Source organism: Burkholderia theae (assembly GCF_048565265.1).
Classification (GTDB): Bacteria; Pseudomonadota; Gammaproteobacteria; order Burkholderiales; family Burkholderiaceae; genus Burkholderia; species Burkholderia theae.
Genome location: NZ_CP183463.1, coordinates 435,531 through 454,337 on the forward strand (window position 1 = coordinate 435,531; position 18,807 = coordinate 454,337).

15 protein-coding genes are annotated in these 18,807 nt (G+C 66.4%); 1 reads left to right on the forward strand and 14 read right to left on the reverse strand.

The window, feature by feature from the left end:
• Nucleotides 1–25 precede the first annotated feature (25 nt).
• Complete coding sequence (locus tag ACN22W_RS34730; RefSeq protein ID WP_419690556.1) at nucleotides 26–1,081, reverse strand: porin; 1,056 nt, start codon at nucleotides 1,079–1,081, stop codon at nucleotides 26–28.
• Between the two features lie 314 nt (nucleotides 1,082–1,395).
• Between ACN22W_RS34730 and ACN22W_RS34735 the strand changes: the two genes are divergently transcribed.
• Nucleotides 1,396–2,124 carry an IclR family transcriptional regulator gene (locus ACN22W_RS34735; RefSeq protein WP_419690557.1) on the forward strand — a complete coding sequence of 243 codons (729 nt, stop codon included), beginning with the start codon at nucleotides 1,396–1,398 and terminating at the stop codon, nucleotides 2,122–2,124.
• A gap of 52 nt (nucleotides 2,125–2,176) precedes the next feature.
• Here the strand turns inward: ACN22W_RS34735 and ACN22W_RS34740 are convergent, their stop codons facing one another.
• From ACN22W_RS34740 to ACN22W_RS34800, 13 genes are all read right to left on the reverse strand, one after another.
• The gene (locus ACN22W_RS34740) at nucleotides 2,177–3,628 is read right to left on the reverse strand and encodes an NAD-dependent succinate-semialdehyde dehydrogenase (protein WP_419690558.1); all 1,452 of its coding nucleotides are present in this window, start codon (nucleotides 3,626–3,628) and stop codon (nucleotides 2,177–2,179) included.
• An 84-nt stretch (nucleotides 3,629–3,712) separates the two neighbouring features.
• On the reverse strand, nucleotides 3,713–4,045 hold the full coding sequence (locus ACN22W_RS34745) for an NIPSNAP family protein (RefSeq protein ID WP_048248990.1): 333 nt from the start codon (nucleotides 4,043–4,045) through the stop codon (nucleotides 3,713–3,715).
• Nucleotides 4,035–5,666 (reverse strand): bifunctional 3-(3-hydroxy-phenyl)propionate/3-hydroxycinnamic acid hydroxylase, encoded by a 1,632-nt coding sequence (locus ACN22W_RS34750; RefSeq protein WP_419690559.1) that lies wholly within the window; start codon nucleotides 5,664–5,666, stop codon nucleotides 4,035–4,037. The genes ACN22W_RS34745 and ACN22W_RS34750 overlap by 11 nt, the downstream gene beginning before the upstream one ends.
• A gap of 3 nt (nucleotides 5,667–5,669) precedes the next feature.
• Entirely contained in the window at nucleotides 5,670–6,548 is an 879-nt protein-coding gene (locus ACN22W_RS34755; protein ID WP_419690560.1) for an alpha/beta fold hydrolase, read from the reverse strand.
• 27 nt (nucleotides 6,549–6,575) lie between these two features.
• A complete protein-coding gene (locus ACN22W_RS34760) occupies nucleotides 6,576–7,181 on the reverse strand; it encodes an amino acid synthesis family protein (protein ID WP_419690561.1) in 606 nt (201 codons plus the stop codon).
• Between the two features lie 49 nt (nucleotides 7,182–7,230).
• Nucleotides 7,231–7,746 carry a VOC family protein gene (locus ACN22W_RS34765; RefSeq protein ID WP_343492844.1) on the reverse strand — a complete coding sequence of 172 codons (516 nt, stop codon included), beginning with the start codon at nucleotides 7,744–7,746 and terminating at the stop codon, nucleotides 7,231–7,233.
• Between the two features lie 12 nt (nucleotides 7,747–7,758).
• Nucleotides 7,759–8,796 (reverse strand): WD40/YVTN/BNR-like repeat-containing protein, encoded by a 1,038-nt coding sequence (locus tag ACN22W_RS34770; RefSeq protein ID WP_419690562.1) that lies wholly within the window; start codon nucleotides 8,794–8,796, stop codon nucleotides 7,759–7,761.
• Between the two features lie 15 nt (nucleotides 8,797–8,811).
• Nucleotides 8,812–9,624: an SDR family NAD(P)-dependent oxidoreductase gene (locus ACN22W_RS34775; RefSeq protein ID WP_048248996.1), complete on the reverse strand. Its 813-nt coding sequence runs from the start codon at nucleotides 9,622–9,624 to the stop codon at nucleotides 8,812–8,814.
• 49 nt (nucleotides 9,625–9,673) lie between these two features.
• Nucleotides 9,674–11,254 carry an acetolactate synthase large subunit gene (locus tag ACN22W_RS34780; RefSeq protein ID WP_419690563.1) on the reverse strand — a complete coding sequence of 527 codons (1,581 nt, stop codon included), beginning with the start codon at nucleotides 11,252–11,254 and terminating at the stop codon, nucleotides 9,674–9,676.
• 489 nt (nucleotides 11,255–11,743) lie between these two features.
• On the reverse strand, nucleotides 11,744–14,095 hold the full coding sequence (locus ACN22W_RS34785; protein WP_419690564.1) for a hypothetical protein: 2,352 nt from the start codon (nucleotides 14,093–14,095) through the stop codon (nucleotides 11,744–11,746).
• 197 nt (nucleotides 14,096–14,292) lie between these two features.
• On the reverse strand, nucleotides 14,293–16,593 hold the full coding sequence (locus ACN22W_RS34790; protein ID WP_419690565.1) for a LamG-like jellyroll fold domain-containing protein: 2,301 nt from the start codon (nucleotides 16,591–16,593) through the stop codon (nucleotides 14,293–14,295).
• Nucleotides 16,594–17,193: 600 nt separating this feature from the next.
• Nucleotides 17,194–17,514 (reverse strand): hypothetical protein, encoded by a 321-nt coding sequence (locus tag ACN22W_RS34795; protein ID WP_419690566.1) that lies wholly within the window; start codon nucleotides 17,512–17,514, stop codon nucleotides 17,194–17,196.
• A gap of 226 nt (nucleotides 17,515–17,740) precedes the next feature.
• Nucleotides 17,741–18,799, reverse strand: coding sequence for a porin (locus ACN22W_RS34800; protein WP_419690567.1), 1,059 nt, complete (start codon nucleotides 18,797–18,799; stop codon nucleotides 17,741–17,743).
• Nucleotides 18,800–18,807: the final 8 nt, after the last annotated feature.

The following is an 18,807-nucleotide window of genomic DNA, read 5'->3' on the forward strand; positions in this document are numbered from 1 at the left end:
CGGTCGCCGTTTTTCGAAGCCCTTGTCAGAACTGGTGCCGAACGCCGACCCGCATCGCGGTCTGCGTCGAACCGGCCGCCGCCCCGCCGAGCGCGGCCTCGACCTGCGCGCCGTAAGCACTGTCGTGCCCGCGTGCAAATACCGCGTACAGGCCGGTGCGCTTCGACAGCGAATAGTCGGCGCTCAGCGTGACCTGGTTGGCCGAGCCGATGTCGCCGCCGCGCTGCTGGTACTGGAAACCGCCGCCCAGTTGCAGCGACGGCGTGACCGCATAGGTGAGCCCGGCGTCATAGGTGGTGGCCCTCAGCGGCGCGGCGGCGCGGATCCGGACGTCCGACACCATGCCGAAGACGCGGAACGGGCCGAGGTTGTAACCGGCCCCGCCCGAGAAGTTGCGAAGATTGCCGCCGGACGTCACGTCGTGCTGGCCGAAATAAGCGAGCGCGGCGCTGAACGCACCCTGCGTGTAGGACAACATCGCGCTCTGCACGCTGCTGCGCGCGACCGTGCCGGGCACGTTGCCGAACCCCCACATGCCGCCGAACGACAGCCCGCCGAAGGTCGGGCTCACGTACTTCACCGCATTGTTCACCTGAACGCCCCATACGCGGTTGTCGAGCGCGCCGCCTGCCGACGCATTCGCCGGCAGCCCCCATGCGAGCAGGCCGGCCGGCGTGTTCGCACCGACCGCGAAGGCCGGCATCAGATCGCCGACGAAATCGAACTGGCGCCCGAGCGTCACGGTGCCCCAGTCGCCGCCGAGCCCGACGTACGCCTGCGAACTGAACGCGGAGCCCGGCACGGTCAACGCGCCGTCCGACGTCTGGAACTGGCTTTCGAGCCGGAACACGGCAAAGTTCGCGCCGCCGAGATCCTCCCGGCCCGTCAAGCCCCACACGTCGTTGCGCGACACGCCCGCCTGCAGCGCGAGCTGACGGCCGCCACGCGGTAAGGACGCCACGTCGCTCGTATAGGTCAGCCCGGTGTCCAGCGAACCGTAGAGCGTCACGCTCGATTGCGCAAACGTCGGCGTAACGACACCGCAGCCGCACAATGCCACCATCCGGAACCACGTTTTCATCTTCCTTTCCTCATCAGGTTTTTCCGGTCGATGCGCTTGTGCGCCGACCGGCACGCCGGCGGCATCGAGCCGGCATGATTCGCCCCATCAACGTAGGAGTCCATATCGACACAAGACGGCACGATCCGTCGTGCCTCTGCCGACCCGCATCCCACGGCTTTCTTGACGCGGTTCCGGTTGCTGCCTGCGCGACTTAAGTTAGACTACGACCCTGTCGCCGCCGCTGCCGCATTCCGTGCCGCAGCCTGGCTGCCCGAACCGCTGCCGATCTTCTCGTTCCATTGCCGCAAGCCGCCTGAATCCCGGATCACGTCATGTCGAGCCTCACCAAAATGCTGTCCATCCTCGACGTCTTCTCTTCGTCCGCGACGTCGATGACGGCCGAGGAGATCGCCGAACACATGGGCTTTTCGCGGACCACGTGCTACCGCTACGTGAAGGAACTGGCCTCCGTCGGCTTGCTCGTCAGCAGCAACGGCCGCTATACGCTCGGCCCGCGCATCATCCATCTTGACTACAACATGCGGCAGTCGGATCCGACGCTCACCGCCGCAAAACCCGTCATCCAGAAACTGGTTCAGGTCACCGGCGGCGATGCGCTCGTGTCGACGCTGTTCGACGAGCAGATCATCAACGTGATGCACGAAACCGGCGCCGAGAACCTGCAGCTCGGCTTCGGCCGCGGCCGCATCATGCCGCTGTTCCTCGGCGCATCGTCGAAAGTGATCGTGGCCGCGATGTCGCGTGCACGCCTGAAACGCCTGCACGAACGGCACAACGCCGAGCTCGGCGAGCTCGCGGCCGACTGGACGCAGTTCTGGCGCGCCTGCCAGCAGATCGCCGACGCGGGATACTGGATCTCGCGCGGCGAGCTCGACGCAGGGTTCATCGGTATCGCCGCACCGATTCGCACCGCCAGCAGCGGCGAAATCAACAGCAGCCTGTCGCTGGTCTTTCGCGCCGAACACTTCGCGCTGTTCGACGAGCATGTGCTCGGCAAGCTGCTGATCGACGCCACCGCTCAGATCGGCGCAGCCACCTGAACGCTTGCGCGGCGTCGCGAACGACACCGCGCGCGATCGTCGACGCACAGGGTCAATTCATCTGCGTGATGAATTTGGTGACCAGGTAACCGTCGAACGTCTCCGTGCCTCCCTCGCTGCCGAAGCCGCTGTCCTTCACGCCGCCGAACGGAATCTCCGCCGGCCCCATGCCGAAGTGATTGATGTTGACCATGCCGGCTTCGAGCGCGCGGCCGATCCGGTGCGCATTGCGCGCCGAAGCGGTGAACGCGTACGACGCGAGGCCGAACGGCAAGCGGTTGGCTTCGGCCAGCGCGTCGTCGAGTTCGTCGAACGGCACGATCCCGACGATCGGGCCGAACGGCTCTTCGTTCATCAGGCGCGACTCGCGCGCCGGGCTCAGCACGACGGTCGGCGCGAAATAGTGCCCGGCTCCCGGCAAGCGCGTGCCGCCCGCGGCGATTTCCGCGCCTTTCGCCCTGGCATCGGCGACGAATGCGTCGATCTCGGACACGCGTCGCGCATGCGCGAGCGGCCCCATCGTGGTCCCCTCTTCCAGCCCGTGGCCGACGCGGATCGCGCCGACCGCATCGAGATACGCGGCAACGAACCGTTCGAATACCGGGCGCTGCACGAAAAACCGCGTCGGCGATACGCACACCTGCCCGGCATTGCGAAACTTGTACGCGGCCAGCATCGTCGCGGCACGCTCGATGTCCGCGTCCGCGCAGACGAGCACCGGCGCATGCCCGCCCAGCTCCATGGTCATGCGCTTCATGTGCGACGCGGCGAGCGCAGCCAGTTGCTTGCCGACCGGCACCGAACCGGTGAATGAAATCATCCGCACCAGCGGCGACTCGATCAACTGCGTCGACACGTCGCCCGGCACACCCCAGACGATATTCAGGCAACCCGCGGGCAACCCGGCATCGTGAAAGATACGGGCGAGCGCAACGATCGCGCTCGGCGATTCCTCGGGCCCTTTCAGCACCAGCGTGCACCCCGATGCAAGCGCGGCCGCGATCTTGTGCATCGCCTGACTGAACGGAAAATTCCACGGCGAGAACGCCGCGCACACGCCGATCGGTTCCCGCAATACCGTCTGCACGACGTCCGGAGAACGCGCCGGCACGACACGGCCGTAGGTGCGGCGCCCCTCCTCCGCATGCCATTCGAGCTGCTCGGCGGACGACCTGACCTCGGCGATCGCCTCGCGCAGCGGTTTGCCCTGGTCCATCGTGATGTGGCGGCCGATGGTCTCGGCACGCTCGCGCACGAGCGCAGCGGCACGACGCAGGATGTCCGAGCGCGCGAGCGGCGACTCGCGCCGCCATGCCGCGAACGCGCGATGCGCGGCGTTCACCGCGGCGTCGATATCGTCCGGCGTGGCATGCGGCAACTCGCCGAGCACGCGGCCGGTTCCCGGATCGAACACGGGCTGCGTGCGACGGCCGTCGGCCTGAAGGAACCGGCCATCGATAACTAGCTGGAGTGGCGCGTAATCGCGTGGTGCATCAGGCGTCATGCGGGAAGTCAGCGGCGTGAACGGAATCAAGACGAATACCTCGGTAGAGACTGCACGATGGGCCCGGACGGTGCGACGATCGCATCACTCGGCCGGTCGCGACGCACGCAACAGACCGCCGATTTCCTGCCGGAGAATCTGGTTTTCCTGCCTGACGAGCAGATGCCGGACCTGGCCGCGAAACGTCCTGAACTCGGGATCGGCCATCAGCGCGGCACGACGCCGCGCGCGATCGTCCAGTGAATCGAACGCCCACAGATAGACGAGCTGGTTCAGCGGCCCGACTTCCGTCGCAAAACAGCCGACCATCGTGCCGAGCGCCTGCTCCTGCGCCGCGCGTCCGCATTCCGCGTACAGCCGCAGATATTCGGCGACGCCGCCCGGCACCAGCGTATAGGTGCGTTGCTCAACAAACATGCGCTTCCTCCCGTTGTCGCGGCGCGAACGCCTGAAAGGCCGCGGTCACGCGGGCCATCCCCACGGCATCCGTCTGCGCCGCCACGTAGCGATCAGGGCGCACCACCACGAGCGGGCCGGCATGCCGGTCGAACCAGGCGCCCAGCGCGTTGTCGACGTCCTCGACACACGTGCTGCCGTAGGCGCTGGCCACCCGCCGGGTGCGGCCGGTCCCGCTGCGCGAGCGGCTGACCTGAACGAAGGTCGCGCCCAGCGCCGCCCAGTACGCACGATCGTCATCGCTCAGGCACGCCTGCGGATCGCATTGCCAGCCGACGATCGAGAACCACGGGCCCAGCACGTCGTCGAGCTTGCGGCGCGCGCCGTCGGCCGTTTCGACGTCGGGCTGCGCGATCATCCTGCCGACCGCGTCGTCCGGCGCCCCCGGCAGCACGACCCCGCGCGTATAGCTCGGCATCGGCTTGAAACGCATCTGCAGGATGTAGTCCTTCAGGCCCGGCACGTACCGCGCGAGCCCGAGCACACGATCGCGCAGGAACGCGACGAGCCGGTTGGTCGGCATCAGCATCGCGCCGAACGTGTCCGCCAGGTCGATCATCGCCTTCGCGTGGTCGCGCCGCTCCGATTCGTAGCTACCGATCACGCCGGGATGCAATACGCCGTTGACGACGCCCGCCAGTTTCCACGCGAGATTGCCCACGTCGCGCAAGCCCGCGTTCAGACCCTGGCCGACCCATGGCGGCGTCAGGTGGGCGGCATCGCCGATGAGCGCCACGCGGCCCACGACGAAACGTTCGGCGAGTCGCGAATGGTGCGTGTAGGTCCGCGCGCGCACGATCTCGATGCGATCGACGTCGTCGACGTACGGCTCGATCAGCGCGCGGATCGATTCCGGTTGCGCGATCGCCGCTTCGTCCTCGTGCGGGAACACGAGAAACTCCCAGCGCCGGAAATTGAACGGCAGATAGATGCAGACGTTCGGGCGGCGCGGGTCGCAGTTCAGCGCCGTGCACGGCTGGTCGAGCCCGGCGTTCTTCACGTCGACCACGACCCATTTGATTGGATGCGTCGTGCCGGCCAGCTTGACGCCCAGCAGCTCGCGCATCGGGCTGCGCCCGCCGTCGGCCGCCACCACGTAGTCGGCCTCGAGCGCATACCGCTGCCCGTCGGCGCGGCGCACCTGCAACGTGACACGTTCGTCGTCCTGTTCGACCGCGACCACTTCTTCGCTGGTCCGCAGCGACACGTGCGGATAACGGGCCAGCCCGTCGCGCAGCGTTCGCTCCGCCAGTTGCTGCATGAAGATGTTGCGCCGCCACCAGCCGAATTCACGCATCGACGGGCGGATGTCGGCAAAGCATTCGCCGTTCGCCTTGTACATGCGCAGCGGCACGTTCTGGATGATGTCGCGGCTCAGTTCGTCGGCCAGCCCGGCGGTCTGGAACATCCGCAATGCCTCGTCGTCGATGCCGACCGCACGCGGAAATTCGACGATCTGCGGCGTCTTCTCGACGATCACCGTCGCGACGCCATAGAGGCCGAGCAGGTTCGCCATCGCCGCGCCGTTCGGCCCCGCGCCGACGATTGCAACCGACGTCCGCTCCGGATTGTTCGCTTTCATGCGTCAGCCTCCCGTCCGCCACGCCGGATCGTCGAGACGATCGAGCCACGTGCGCAATGCGTGGTTGAATGCGGCAGGCTGATCGTCATGTACGTAATGCGTCGCACCGGGAATATCGATCCGCTCGATGCCCGCGTTGGCCGCCGCCATTTCGGCCGCCACGTCTGCGGACAGGAAATCCGATGCACCGCCGCGCAACAGCAGCGTCGGCACATGCAGGTTGAGCACCAGCGGCCACAGATGGACAAGTTGCTCCGGGGTCGCGGCCAGCCGCGCCGCCGCAATCCCGTCGGCATCGTGCCGCCATACGATCCGCCCCTGCGCATCCTCCCTCAGCGAGTGCGCGAGGCGCGAATCGAGCGCGGATGCCGCGATGTTCGGCCGCTGGCGTCGCCAGAACGCGCGCGCGTCGTCCCACGACGCGAACGCGTCCGGCGTTTCCTTCAGCTCGCGCTTGATGCGCTCCGAACCCTGCGAACCGGCCGACGCACCCGGACCCATGTCCTCGATCACGAGGCCCGCGAGCCGTTGCGGTTGCGCCGCCGCGTAAACGAACGCATTGGCGCCGCCCATCGAGTGCCCGACCAGCACGAATCGTTGCAGGCCGAGCGCGCGCACCAGCGCGTCGAGATCGCGCACATAGGCCGCCGCGTAGTAGTCGCGCCGCGGATCCCAGTCGCTCCATCCACGCCCGCGCTGATCGAGCGCAACGACCCGATAACGATCGACCAGCGCGTCGGCGACCGGCTCCCACGTATGCGCATAACTGCGCAAGCCGTGCAGCATCACCACGACCGGCGCATCGTCGCGCCCCCAGCTCACGTAGTGCAGCCGCAGCCCGTCGCTGTCGACCCATCCATCCTTGACGGACGCCGTATTCATCATGTGCTCCCCGGCCCGCATCTACGATCAGACCAGACCGTCGCGGCCGACGATCTCGCTCGCCTTCAGGCCGCCGAGCCGCGCATGCAGGCGGCCGCGCGTCGCGAACGCGAAGATCACCAGCACTTCGTCGTCGTTGGGCGCATCGGGGAACAGGCACGTCACCGTGTCGTAATGCGAACGCACGTAGAGCGCGTCCTTGTGCGCGAGCGGGACGTCGATCACCGTGTTGACCGGGCCGCGCTTGCCGCTCGACGGCACCCATGACTTTCCGCCGCCCAGCGCCGCGCGGATTGGCTCCGCGAAGATCGACGTGAGGAACGCGTTGCCGTGTTCGTACTCGCCGGCCGAGCCGACCAGGCACGCCTTGCCGTAGCTCTCGATCGCACGGCCCGCGGCAAGCGCCTCGATGCGCCGCGCGAACTCCTTGCCGAGCGCCGGCGACGGCCGCACGAGATCGTCGAGATTTTCGCTGAAGCGTCCCGCGTACGGGTTATGAACGGCCGCGGCGATCACGATCTTGCGCAACGGCTCGCCGTCCGCGAGCTGGCCGGACTCGTTCGCGAGCGAATCCTCGATCTGCGTGTACCACTTGCGGATATGAAAGCCTTCGAAATTGGCGATCTTGCTCATCAGGAATCCTCTATGAAATATCGGTTGTACGGGAATGAAAGGCGGCACCTCAATCGAACAGCGGCTCGAGCTCCACGGGATCGCTGGGCGCGTTGTACCGGTGCAGCACGCGCTTGCCCTCTTCGTCGTCGGTGACGGTTTCGCAGAAGAACTCGAGGCGGTTGCCGTCCGGGTCCGGGAAATACACGCCGATCCCGACCTTGTGATCGGTGATCTTGACGATCGGCACGTCGCGGCGAATCAGCATGCCGTACAGGCGTCGCAACTCGGTCAGGCCGCCGGCGATCTCGAGGCCGTAGTGCTGCAGGCCGATCGTGCCGAGCTCCGCGTCGGACGCCGCGCGAATCAGCGCGATGTCATGGTGTTTCTGGCCGAAGGACATGAACACCCACTGCTCGCCGCGCGCGGTTTCCGTCATGCCGAGCACTTCGGCGTACCAGGTGCTCGAGCGCACGGGATCGCGCACGAACAGCGACAGGTGGGTGCGCTGGACGCGCGGCGTGGGCAACGGCAGCCCGCGCGCGTTCGCGCGTTCGGCGTGTTGCTGGATGTCGGACGGTGTCATCGTTCGCTCCGCTCAATCGGTCGACTGCGCGTGGGCGACGAGCGGCGCGTCGAACGGCGTCCACGCGACCGCCGTGATCTCGCTGAAATCGCGCCATTCCTTGGTCCAGTTCCGGCCGCCGTCGCGCGAGCAGAACAGGTGCCCGTACTTGGTGCCCGCATAAACGAGCTCCGGCCGGGCCGCATGCACGCCGAACGCCCAGAACGTCGAATTCGGCGGCGTCTGCAGGTCCGTCTCTTGCCACGCGTAGCCGCGATCGGTCGAGCGATAGATGCGGCTGCGGGTGCCCGGTGTACCGTCGCCGATCGCCATCAGCAGGTCGCCGTCCGGCTTCGGCAGCTGCGCGACCGTACGCGTGTAGTACAGCCCGTCGAAACGATCGCGCGACAGCTTGCCGTCCCAGGTCTGGCCGTCGTCCTCGCTCACATGCACCGCGTTGACCGTCAGCAGCACCGTGGTCTTCGGCTGGTCCGGCGTCGCGGACAGCACGGCGATCGCATGAATGTCGCTGTTGCGGATCGCCGTGCCGGGACCGTCCACGCGCGTCCAGCTCGCGCCGGCATCGCGGCTGCGCCATGCGCCGCCTTCCTCCACGCCGTACCAGACATTGCGGGTGTCGTCCGGGTCCACGCAGATCGTCAGCAGCCGCGGACGATTGACGCCCGAGCAAAACTCGGGAAACTCGGGCGCCGTTCTCTCCCAGGTCAGGCCCGCATCGATCGACTTGTACAGCGCGGCGCGCGACGGTGCGCCGGTCCCCGCATAGAGCACCGCCGGGTTCGCCGGGTCGATCGCGACGGACCAGACCGTCTGCCCGTTCAGGCAGTTGTCGGGCCGAAACCAGTGCGCGCCGCCGTCCTCGCTGATGGACAACCCGGAATCGGCGCCGGCATAGACGCGCGACGGCGTCGCGGGGTCCACCGCGAGCGCGCGCACGATGCCGTCGAACTCGATGGGCTCGGTCAGCCCGAGGCGATGCCAGGTCTTGCCGTCGTCGTTCGAGCGTAGGATGCCTTGCCCGGCCGTGGCGACCAGTACGGTTGCGGTCATGAAATGCTCCTTGTGTCAGAGAAAAATGCCGCGCGTGAGCCCGCCGTCGCAGCCGATCGACTCGCCGGTAATCGAGCCGGATTTCGGCGATGCGAGAAACGCGACGATCCACCCCATTTCTTCCGGCTGCAGCACGCGCCGAATCGGCGTGACCTTCACGTAGTTGGCCTCGACCTCCGCGGCCGTGAGCCCCTGCTTCTGCGCTTCTTTTTCGTAGAGTTCGTGGATGTGCGGCGTCTCGACGACACCCGGGTGAATCGTGTTGACCGTGATGCCGAACGGGCCGAGCTGGTCGGACAGCGTCTTGGTCAAGTGCACGATCGCCACGTTGCGCATGCCGGACAACTGCTTGCTGCCACGGCCCGTCAGGCCGCCGATGTTGACGATCCGGCCGAAGCCGTTGCGCCGCATGTACGGCGCGGCCGCCTTCGCGCAACGCAGGTAGCCGACCACCTTGATGTCGATGTCCTGCAGCAGCCCCTGCGGGTCGGCGTTTTCCAGTTCCGCCCGCACGAGGCCGCCCGGATGCGCGGCGCCGTTCAGCAGGATGTCGAGCCGGCCGAAGCGCTCGACGCTCGCGGCCATCGCCGCTTCGACGGACGCCATGTCGGTCGTGTCCACCGTGACGGGCAGGATCGTCCCGGCCGCGTTGCCCAGCGGCGCGAGCGCCGCGCGAATCTCGGCGGCGGCGGCCTCGAGATGTTCCATGCGTCGCGCGGCGATGGCGACGTTGACGCCTTCGCGGGCCAGTTCGAGCGCGACCGCCTTGCCGATGCCCATGCTGCCGCCGGTGATGAACGCGGCTTTTCCGTGGAGTTGCAGATCCATAACGATGAAAGGTGAGAGTCGGGATTGAAGGGATAAGCGGGTTGCGCGATCAGGACAGGCACATTTCGATGAGCCTCGGCCCGTCGGCGTGGGCGAGCGCGGCATCGAGCGCTTGCGACAACGCTTGTACGGTGCTCGCGCGCTCGGCCGCCACGCCGTAGCCGCGCGACAGCGCGAGCCAGTCGATCGGCGGATCGTCCAGCAGCGTCAGGCGGCTGGCATGCGGTGTGTCGGCCGGCAGGCCGCTGCGCGCGAGCTCGGTCTGCAGGATGCCGTAGCGCCGGTTCGATGCGATCAGCATGACGATCGGCAGACGCTCGCGCGCCATCGTCCACAGCGCCTGGATCGTGTACTGCGCGCTGCCGTCGGACTGCAGCGCGAATACGCGGCGCTCCGGGCATGCGACCGCGGCGCCGAGCGCCACCGGCAAGCCCTGGCCGATCGCACCGCCCGTATTCGTGAGGATCGTGTGACGGCGCGCGCGCGCCGACGCGGTCACGAACGGATAACCGCACGTGCCGCCCTCGATCGACACGATCGCGTCGTCGGGCAATGCATTCGCCAGCACGCGGCCGACGGCCTGCGGTGTCAGCGGCCCCTCCTCCACCTCCCAACGCTCGACCTGCACGCCGACGGCGTTGCCCGGCGCACCGATGCGATCGGCCAGCGCTTCCAGCGCTTCATCCGCTGCGTCGCCCGGTTCGGCCAGCATCACGATGTCCTCGGGGCGCGCGAGTTCGCCCGGAATGCCTTCGTAGCCGAAGTAGGTGACGGGTGCGAGCGCGCCCGCCAGCACCACGCGCCGGTCGGCCAGCGCGGCCAGCGCCGGCTCGGGGAAATACGGCAGGCGGTCGATATCCGGCAAGCCGCCGCCGCGCTCGGCGCGCGCCGGAAAGGTCTCGCTGAAGCAGGTCGCGCCGGTCGCCGCCGCGATGCGCGCCGCCGCGCGCTGTCCGCGGGCCGACAGTGCGCGACCGCCCATCAGCAGCACCGCGCGATGGCCGCTGAGCAGCAGATCGGCGACGCGTTCGACCCGTGCGTGATCGAACGACTCCGCGGCCGGGCGAACGACGGCGGGCGATGCCGCGTCGCGCACCTTGACCGACTGGAGATCGACCGGCAGCACGAGGGTCGCGACACCGCGCTGCGCGCCCATCGCGGCCGAGATCGCATCGGCCGTATCCGTCGCGAGATCCGCGTCGCGCGCCACGCTGCGGTACCACACCGACACCGGGCGAGCGAGGGATTCGATGTCGGACGTGAGCGGCGCGTCGTACTTCAGATGGTCGCGCGTGTGATCGCCGACGATGTTCAGGATCGGCGTGCGGGCGCGGCGCGCGTTGTGCAGGTTGGCGACGCCGTTCGCGTGGCCGGGCCCGAGATGCAGCAGCGTCATCGCGGGCTTGCCGGCCATGCGGCCGTAGCCGTCCGCGGCGCCCGTGCATACGCCCTCGAACAGCCCGAGGATGGAACGAACACCGGCCACGGTATCGAGCGCGCCGACGAACGGCATCTCGGTGGTGCCGGGATTCGCAAAACAGACGTCGACGCCGGCATCGCGCGCCGTCTGGAGCACGATGCTCGCCCCGCTTCGTGTTCCGGTATCGGTGTCCAACTGTGGGATGTTCATGCGGCCGCTCGACGGTGTGAAAGGAGTGGAGATGACTGTAATCCCGAATTACGGGATTTGTCAAACACCCAAGATTCCGCCAACGAACCGATTTGATCCACGTTTACCCGATTAATTTCGCTTCTTTCTGGTATATGGCACCCTTCTTCAATCCATAACACCCCACTCCGACATGACAAAATTCCCGCAATTCGGAATTTACTCATTTAGATGGCCGCGCGAGCGCCGACACCGGGGCATGAACAGGAAGAGCCGGGGCAGCCACACCGATGGGCATCGGGAGACCTGTACGACTGGGTGCGGGCGTCGCGCGGTAGAACAACTTCGGCGGGCTGTGGGACAACTACGCCGTGCGCGGATTAGCCGGCGACGGGACGGTCGCCGACATCTCCCGCATTGCTGCCGCTATGTACGCTCCGCGCATAGCGCAGCGGGCCTCGACACCTATCGTGTCGAGGCCCGCTTCAGCCGCGATGTCGCGACGATCGATCAGGTAGCCGAAGTACCGTACACAATGCCGCGACCGCTGTTCGGCGACACGTAGACGGTGCCGAACGTCCTCGGGTCACCGACCACCAATGCGTAGCCGCCCCACTGATGCTGCGCATCGTTGATCTGCACCCAGGTTGCGCCCTGGTCGATCGAACGGAACAGCGCGATCACGCCATTGACCGTGCCCGCCAGATAGATGGCCGGATAGCTCGCGCCCGGCGCCGCCTTGCCGAAACCGACCGAGATCGCCGACGTGACGATGCCCGGCTGGAAGGCGTCCCAGGTCCAGCCCGAATTGCTGCTCCGATAGAGGCCGGACGACGTCGCTAGCCAGATCTGCCCCTGGATGCCGGTCACCGTCGACGCCTTGCCGTTGGCGGGCAGACCCTTGGCGGACATCTGCCACGTCGCGCCCTGGTCGCCGCTGCCGTAGAACACACCGTTCGTGCTGTCCCACGCATAGAGCAGGTTGGCGTTGAGTCCGTCCGACAGCACCTGGACACCGACCGGCAGCGGCGTGTTCGTCCACGCCCCCACGCACGGGTTCCAGCTCTCGCCGTTGTTGGTCGAGTAGACCGGCGCCACGTCGGACGGCGCCCACACGATCGTGCGCCCGTCCGCGGACAAGGCCACCGTGCCGGCCCCCTTGGACGAGCCGGCCTGGTTGGCGAAGGCCGTCCATGTCGTGCCGCCGTCCTGCGAGACCGCGCCGAACGCGCTGCCGCCCGCCACGCCGGTCCCGACCAGAACCATCTTCGCCGGAACGTTTCGCGCGAAATCGACCCCCGTGCCGTTGCCGCCGTTGATGTTCCCCGCCGACCGCTTCGGCGCCTGCGTCAGATCGGTATGCACGAACCCGCCTATGTCGCCGAGGCCGCTGATGAGCGGGGCGCCCGCCGTCGGCGAGGCCAGCGCGAGCACGGCGGTTTCCTCGACGCCGTTGGCGCCGATGGTCCAGCGGGTCGGCAGGCCGCGATCGGCGTCGGTCAGGTTGGAGGTGCGCCAGATCGTGGCGCCGGTCGAATAGAACGCGTGGTCGACATTCGACGGATCGATCACGACCTGCCCCCAGTTGCCGAACCCGGCCTGTGCGTTGCCATCCGTCAACCAGGGCGCCAGGCTGGCGTCCCGCACCGCCTGCGCGCCGACGTCCGTCCAGGTCTTGCCGCCGTCGCCCGTGCGATACATCGTGTCGCTCGGCCACCAGTGATCCATCGTCATGACGACCGCGACGCCCGGGTTCCACGGATCGACCGCCAGGCCGCTGAAACCCGATGGGTAGCTGCTCGCCCCGGGCGGCGTGATGTTCTCCCAGGTGCCCGCGTCGATGCTGTACTTCCACACCTGGCCGGCCGTCATGCTGTTGGGGCCCGCGACGTTGCCGTACGTGACATACAGGTTGCGGTCGGGCCCGATCAGGCCACGCTGCGGCATCATCGGGCTCGCCGGGCCGCCCGCGACCGCGTTCCACGTCACGCCGCCGTCACCGCTGCGATACAGGGTTGACACCGCCGTGCCGGTCGACACGCCAGCGAACAGGATCTGGCTCGGCGAACCGTTGCCGCCGGAGCGCGGATCGAATGCGACGAACGCGACGCCGGCGCCCGTGTCGTCGCTCGACAGCGCATTGAAGCCGCCCACCTTCGCCCAGGTCCGGCCGCTGTCGGCACTCTTCCACAGGCCGTTGGCGGCGGGTTGGGAGCTGTCGTTGGAGCTCCCGTAGAACAGCGTCGACCCATGGTTCGGATCCACCTGCAGCCGTTCGCCGACCTGCCGCCCGTCCTGGTTGCCGCCCACTCGCAGGCTCAGCGGATACGACGTGAAGGTCGCACCGCGGTCCGACGACACGAGCACGGCCCCGTTCTGGGCCCACCAGCTGGTATAGAGGCCGACGACCATGTAAAGCATGTTCGGATTGCCCGGATCGACGGCAATGCTCTCGATCCCCATCCAGTGCGAGTTCGACGGCGGCGTCCAGTCGTTCAACGGGATCCAGGTACTGCTCGCCGCGTCGTAACGATACGCGCCGCCGATATCGGTGCGCGCATACAAGAGCCCGCTTGCCCACGGATGCGCGATGAGGCCCGATACATAGCCGCCGGCGACGACTCGCACGTTACCCCACGTATAGGCGGGCTGGGCGGCCGCTCCGGCGACGCCGGTTGCCGCGGCCTTGATCGAGGCCGCCAGCGGGCCGCCGCCGTCTGCTCCACCGCAGGCGGAAAGCAACGTTGCGGCGCCGAGACCGCCAAGGCCCAGCAGAAAGTGTCGCCGGGCGTTGCTTTCGATGCGGCTGTCCGCCGCTTGATGGGCGGCCGGCTCGCATGCCGGCACTTTTTCCTGATCCATGACACCACTCCTCTCTCGTTGTTGATGCACGCAAGCCAGAGGCAATGAACCGCACTGGCCGCGCGACAAACGCGGCGCCAGCCCGACACGAGCTCGAAAGAACGACAGGACACCGAAGCGATGCCGATCGCCACGCGACGTGCGTGCTTGCGCTGCCGATACGGGCCGCCACGGCGGCCCGCATGCTCGTGCCGCCGTTACGTGGCCAGGGCCACGATCTCGCTGTCGCTCAATGCGCGCGAGTACACGCGGAAATCCTGGATGCGGCCGTTGAACGACGGATGCACCGCATCGCGGCCAAGCAGGCTCAATCCATCGCCGACCTGGCGCGGCGACAGCAGGAGCTGATCGCTGCTGCCGGCCACCTGGCCGTCGATGTACAGCTTCGCGGTGTTGCCCTGCAGCGTGACCGCCACATGCGTCCAGCGGCCCGTGGGCAATGCGATGCCTGCCTCGACGAACTGCTCGTCGTTGTAGCTGGCGCCGGCGATCCCGAAACGCAGATGCCCGCCGCCCGCTTGCGGGGCGAGCCGCATATAGGCGATGTTGTCGGTCCCGATGAAGAAGAGGCAGCTGTCCCAATGGAGCAAGTTCGCGTACACCCACATTCCGGCGGTGAAATCGCTCAGTTGACCGAACAACCCGGCCGGAAGCTGCAGATACGCTTGCCGACCGTCGAATGCGACCGCATTGCCCGAAAGCCGCCCCGCTCCCCACGTCGCACCTTGCCCGAGCGTTCCCGCGACGCGCTGGCGCGTGCCGTCGCCCGCGAAACTCCAGCCGACGGCCGTGGCGCCGCTCCCGTCGTCCAGCCCCATCGACAGTTGCATCTCGCCGGGGAACGCCACGCGCAACGACCCGGAGGCCACGGTGCCCTGACTGGCCGCGCCAACGGCTTCGACGCGGTAGAACCAGACGCCGGCCGGTGGCGTATCGGTAAAGGTCAGCACGTCGCCGGCCGCCACCGTGCCAAGATCCGAGAACGAACCGTCCGCGACGGTACTGCGCTTGATCCGGTACGACGCGGCACCTACGCTGCCCCACCACGACAGGACGACATGCCCACCGGTACTGGCTGCGGACAGGCCGCCCGGCGCCTTCATCGCCCCCGCATACGGCGGCAGGCGATGCGTGAGCGTGCCGAACACCATGTCGTCGCTGTTACCGGACCAGTAGTTCTGCTCAGTCTTCGCGACGATCTTCGTGACGTTGGGCGCATCGATGCCCATGCGATTGACGTAGTGGTTGTAGAGTGGCTCCCAGCAGCCGCGCAGGTTTTGATAAGACTGGTTGTTGGCCGCGGTGAAGACGCCCTGCGAGCTCCATTGACGCGCAAACGGCATCACGTAAGGCTTGCCGGCGGCATCGAGCAGGTTGGACTTCGCGACGTATTCCGCGCCGGCCAGGAACCGGTTGTTGTCGAAGCCGTACAGGTCTTCGCCCTGCTTCCAGGCCATCTCGCACAGCGCCCCGCACAGCGACATGCCCAGCGTCGCGTGCCCCTGATCGCGCCCGCTCTCCTGCCATTGACCGAAGTAGCCCGGATGCATGAAGTACACGCTGTGCGCCGACGCGCCATTGCCGAAGGTCGCGCGGAAGTCGCCGAGGTTGTTCGCCTTGTAGTAGTCGATCGCCTGCTGATAGAGATCGGCCCGATCGCAAAACACGCCGATGGCGAACGTGCCGCACAGTGCGGCCAGATCCCAGTTCGCAAACGAGGCGAGGTGCTGGCCCTTGGTGCTGGTGTCGGTCAGCCAGCCTGACGAGAGGCTCGCGAAGACCGTCAACAGCATGTTCTGGAAGCGGGCGATGGCGTCCGGCGCCCATTTGGAATACGTCCGCATGAGCTCGCCAACGTTTGCCCATTGGTGCCCCTGAATGCCCGCAATCAACCAACCGGTCCAGTCTTCCGGCGCACTGGAGCCATCCGGGCGGGACCATACCCGCTTCAGCTCGGCCGACCACGCATCGAGCGTCGCCACCGCGAGATCGGCATAACGATCGTCCTGCGAGATCTTCCAGCGCAGCGCGCAGCAATACGCGCGCTGGATGTCCCGGTACATCGCATAGACGCTGCGGTCGGAGCGATACACGGCGCTGCGCGCGCTCGGCTTGCCGTTGAGATCGGTCGCGGAGTTCGCGCACAGCGTCGTCCACCAGGTCGACCACGGTTGTTCTCCCGCCTTGATGCAATCGCGAATCCGTGTGAAGTCCGCTTCGGCAAGCAGCAGCCCGGGGTGGCTGAAACCAACCGACGTCGCAGCGGCAGCCGCGCCGGATGCCGGCAGCACCGCGTCGGCCGGCGCGACACTGCCCTGCATCGCCGCTACGCTCGCGGCCGCGACACCGCCGTTACCGCCGTCTCCCCCGCCGCATGCGGGCAACAACGTGACGGCCCCCAGCCCGGCCACGAATCGCCGTCTTGAACGGCTGTCGACCTCCGCGCCCGTATCGAATATCGATTCGACCGCGTTGCCCGCGCTGCTTCCTGCTTCCATGTTTCCCGACCTCGTAATCGTTGACTTTAGTATGTGTGGACCGCCGCGACACCGGCCGGACGGCACGGCGGCACCGCGAATCACGGAGGCTCGCAAGCGCCCGTGACATGCAGATGACTTGCACGCCAAATCGGATTCGCACGGCGAAAATCCGTCGGCGAATTATCCGTATACCTGAGTAACTTTCCAGTACAAAAATATTCTGGCGCGGACTCGCCCCGTCGGTCGACGTGCGTTTCCGCCCGAACGCGCCGGTTCGGCATCGCATGCGTTGTCTCGATGCCTGCGTGCAATGCATGCGTTCCCAGGCGGTTGCCAGCCGAAGCCCGCTTTTCCTGAAAATTCCGCAAGGCGTTCGCCGATCGAGCGCATCGATCCATGCCGACGCGCGAAGCGGTCAAGCAACGGAGAATCGTCCGAAGAAAGGAAAGGAAAAAGTTCGCGCGGGATGCGCGGGATGGCACCGGCAACGGCGCGGCTGCACCGCCTGCTTCGGCGGTGGTGACGCGGCAACGAAGCCATGCGCGCGCAGCCAGCCGGACAGCGCGACGAACACTGTGCATGCGACGACCGCAACCGATGCAAACCGCAGCGTACGCATTACGAGGGCATTCCGGTCGACGCCGCCTTCGCAAGCTCGATCGCGATATGCGACGACAGTCCGTGACGAATCTTCTCCCAATAGAGCGGCTTGTAGACTAGTTGCCACAATGCTTCGTACGCAGCAACCGACATCAACACCCAATATGCGAACCCGGTCAGCGCATAGGGAACCAAGTCGCCCCATCGACGACGCAGCGGTGCGAGCATCGTCAGATAGATGAACGCACCATTGCCAGCCAGCCGGTTGAACAGGCTCAGATAGCGTAGGAACGGCGGGAAAAAAGGTCGTCTAAACGTGTCGTATGCGAGAACGACCACATCACTAACGTCGCCTAATAGAGCGGGCTGAGCAGCCCGGACAGCACGGTTCCGCCGACGATGAACGCGAAGCCGAGCGCCCCTCCGACGCCCGTCAGAAATGCATGAGGCTTCTCTGTAACCGACAACGCTCGGGACTATGTTCCGGGAGACTACTCTGAACCATGTTCCCTTCCTCAACAGATTGGCGAACCTCCAGTTCGCCATCGGTCTTGACCCGCAACAGTTAGAACTTGTGCCGAATGCCAATCCTCGCCGCAGTCTGAAAACTCGTGCTGGACGGCGATCCGAGCGCTGCTTCGATTTGAGCGCCGTGTGTGTGATCATGCGCGAGCGCGCCAACGAAATAAACGTCGGTGCGTTTGGAAATGAAGTAATCGGCCCCGATGGTTACCTGATTCGCGCTGCCGCCCCCATTGTTGCGCTCTTGAAACTGGAACCCCGCTCCAAGCGAAATATCGGGCCTGACAAAGTAAGTCATGCCACCGTCATAGGTCAGCGCCCGAGCTTTGGTGCCGCTGCTCAACTGGACATCAGTCACTACGCCGAATATCTGAGCTTTCCCCAGGCTGTAAGTTGCACCGCCAGCGTATTCCGTCAAATTCGCGGAATTTGTCGCGTTATGCTGCTTGAAATACGACAGCGATGCGGCGAGCCCACCTTGGCTGTAGTTCAGCAGAAAATTCATCGAGCTGTTGGTGCCCAACGAGCCGGCCACATTGCCGAAACCGTACATGGCACCGGCACTGAACCCCGAGATCGTTGGCGAAAGATACTTCACCGAGTTATTGACGTTATCGCCCCACAGTCGGTTATCAAGCGTATACCCGCCAGCAGCATACGCCGGGATTCCCCACCCCAGGATACCCGCTGCCGTGTTCCCTGCGATCGAGTACGCCGGGAAAATATCGCCGATGAAGTCGTATTGCCGCCCGAGCGTCAGCGTCCCGAAGCGACCATCAAGGCCCACGAAGGCTTCACGATTGAACAACAGCCCGCTTTGCGCCAAGGCCCCGTTAGAAAGTTGAAAGCCACTTTCGAGCGTAAAGATCGCCTTGAGCCCGCCACCCAGGTCCTCTTTACCCGTTACCCCCCAGCGATCCCCCTGCGAAGACCCGGATGCAAACTGTACGAGCGCGCCATGTCCCGTGCTCGATGTCGCATTGTTCGTGTACGTAATGCCCGCATCGATCAGCCCGTACAGCGTCACGGACGACTGTGCATGTGCCGCGCTGCACCCAACCGCGGCGCACACAACCATGCTTCTCTTGATGACCATATTCATATCGCTTT

Bases quoted from the DNA above. Each gene is read 5' to 3' on its own strand.
- ACN22W_RS34730 (WP_419690556.1), bottom strand. From the start codon at position 1,081: ATGAAAACGTGGTTCCGGATGGTGGCATTGTGCGGCTGCGGTGTCGTT.
- ACN22W_RS34735 (WP_419690557.1), top strand. From the start codon at position 1,396: ATGTCGAGCCTCACCAAAATGCTGTCCATCCTCGACGTCTTCTCTTCG.
- ACN22W_RS34740 (WP_419690558.1), bottom strand. From the start codon at position 3,628: ATGACGCCTGATGCACCACGCGATTACGCGCCACTCCAGCTAGTTATC.
- ACN22W_RS34745 (WP_048248990.1), bottom strand. From the start codon at position 4,045: ATGTTTGTTGAGCAACGCACCTATACGCTGGTGCCGGGCGGCGTCGCC.
- ACN22W_RS34750 (WP_419690559.1), bottom strand. From the start codon at position 5,666: ATGAAAGCGAACAATCCGGAGCGGACGTCGGTTGCAATCGTCGGCGCG.
- ACN22W_RS34755 (WP_419690560.1), bottom strand. From the start codon at position 6,548: ATGAATACGGCGTCCGTCAAGGATGGATGGGTCGACAGCGACGGGCTG.
- ACN22W_RS34760 (WP_419690561.1), bottom strand. From the start codon at position 7,181: ATGAGCAAGATCGCCAATTTCGAAGGCTTTCATATCCGCAAGTGGTAC.
- ACN22W_RS34765 (WP_343492844.1), bottom strand. From the start codon at position 7,746: ATGACACCGTCCGACATCCAGCAACACGCCGAACGCGCGAACGCGCGC.
- ACN22W_RS34770 (WP_419690562.1), bottom strand. From the start codon at position 8,796: ATGACCGCAACCGTACTGGTCGCCACGGCCGGGCAAGGCATCCTACGC.
- ACN22W_RS34775 (WP_048248996.1), bottom strand. From the start codon at position 9,624: ATGGATCTGCAACTCCACGGAAAAGCCGCGTTCATCACCGGCGGCAGC.
- ACN22W_RS34780 (WP_419690563.1), bottom strand. From the start codon at position 11,254: ATGAACATCCCACAGTTGGACACCGATACCGGAACACGAAGCGGGGCG.
- ACN22W_RS34785 (WP_419690564.1), bottom strand. From the start codon at position 14,095: ATGGATCAGGAAAAAGTGCCGGCATGCGAGCCGGCCGCCCATCAAGCG.
- ACN22W_RS34790 (WP_419690565.1), bottom strand. From the start codon at position 16,593: ATGGAAGCAGGAAGCAGCGCGGGCAACGCGGTCGAATCGATATTCGAT.
- ACN22W_RS34800 (WP_419690567.1), bottom strand. From the start codon at position 18,799: ATGAATATGGTCATCAAGAGAAGCATGGTTGTGTGCGCCGCGGTTGGG.